Genomic DNA, 899 nt, shown 5'->3' with positions numbered 1-899 from the left:
CCGTTCCCATGCCGAACACGGAAGTTAAGCGTCTCAGCGCCGAAAGTAGTTGGGGGATCTCCCCCTGTGAGGATAGGACGTTGCCAGGCTTTATTTTTTTAAAAAAGTTATTGACTTTACATAGAATGACCTTTAAAATAGGTAAAGTCGATATGACTTAAAACGGTCTCGTGGTGTAGGGGTTAACATGTCTGCCTGTCACGCAGAAGATCGCGGGTTCGAATCCCGTCGAGACCGCCATTTTTAATTTAATACGTATGGCTTTGTAGCTCAGTTGGTAGAGCAAAGGACTGAAAATCCTTGTGTCGGCGGTTCGATTCCGTCCAAAGCCACCATATAACACGCCGGTGTAGCTCAGTTGGTAGAGCATCTGACTTGTAATCAGAGGGTCGAGGGTTCGAATCCTTTCGCCGGCACCATTTTTTCATGGCGGTTGTGGCGAAGTGGTTAACGCACCGGATTGTGATTCCGGCATTCGAGGGTTCAATTCCCTTCAGCCGCCCCATTAAAATTTAATGAGCCATTAGCTCAGTTGGTAGAGCATCTGACTTTTAATCAGAGGGTCGCAGGTTCGAGCCCTGCATGGCTCACCATTTCTCATTATTTTTTATTCAATACGTAATTTCACATGCGGGTGTGGCGGAATTGGTAGACGCGCTAGACTTAGGATCTAGTGTCTTTGACGTGGGGGTTCGAGTCCCTTCACCCGCATCTCTAAATACTTATGCGGAAGTAGTTCAGTGGTAGAATACGACCTTGCCAAGGTCGGGGTCGCGGGTTCGAATCCCGTCTTCCGCTCCATCTTAATACGCGGTCGTGGCGGAATCGGTAGACGCGCTAGGTTGAGGGCCTAGTGGTGGTTAACACCGTGGAGGTTCAAGTCCTCTCGACCGCACCAT

General features: G+C 49.2%; 8 tRNA genes and 1 rRNA gene. All 9 read left to right on the top strand.

Features of this window, described 5'->3' with window-relative positions:
* Positions 1 to 89 (top strand): 5S ribosomal RNA (gene rrf, locus KOG47_RS14630); the annotation flags it as partial.
* Positions 90 to 164: 75 nt separating this feature from the next.
* Positions 165 to 240: transfer RNA gene (locus KOG47_RS14625), tRNA-Asp, on the top strand.
* 19 nt (positions 241 to 259) lie between these two features.
* Positions 260 to 335, top strand: a tRNA-Phe gene (locus KOG47_RS14620).
* A gap of 8 nt (positions 336 to 343) precedes the next feature.
* Positions 344 to 419: transfer RNA gene (locus tag KOG47_RS14615), tRNA-Thr, on the top strand.
* Between the two features lie 10 nt (positions 420 to 429).
* A tRNA-His gene (locus KOG47_RS14610) sits at positions 430 to 505 on the top strand.
* Positions 506 to 517: 12 nt separating this feature from the next.
* A tRNA-Lys gene (locus tag KOG47_RS14605) sits at positions 518 to 593 on the top strand.
* Positions 594 to 630: 37 nt separating this feature from the next.
* Positions 631 to 711 (top strand) — tRNA-Leu (locus KOG47_RS14600).
* 15 nt (positions 712 to 726) lie between these two features.
* Positions 727 to 801: transfer RNA gene (locus KOG47_RS14595), tRNA-Gly, on the top strand.
* A gap of 9 nt (positions 802 to 810) precedes the next feature.
* Positions 811 to 898, top strand: a tRNA-Leu gene (locus KOG47_RS14590).
* Position 899 lies beyond the last annotated feature (1 nt).

It is taken from the genome of Exiguobacterium sp. s121, from assembly GCF_018617245.1.
GTDB classification, from domain to species: Bacteria; Bacillota; Bacilli; order Exiguobacteriales; family Exiguobacteriaceae; genus Exiguobacterium; species Exiguobacterium profundum.
Note: the sequence above shows the minus strand (reverse complement) of the source record. Positions and strands in the feature narration are given on the sequence as shown.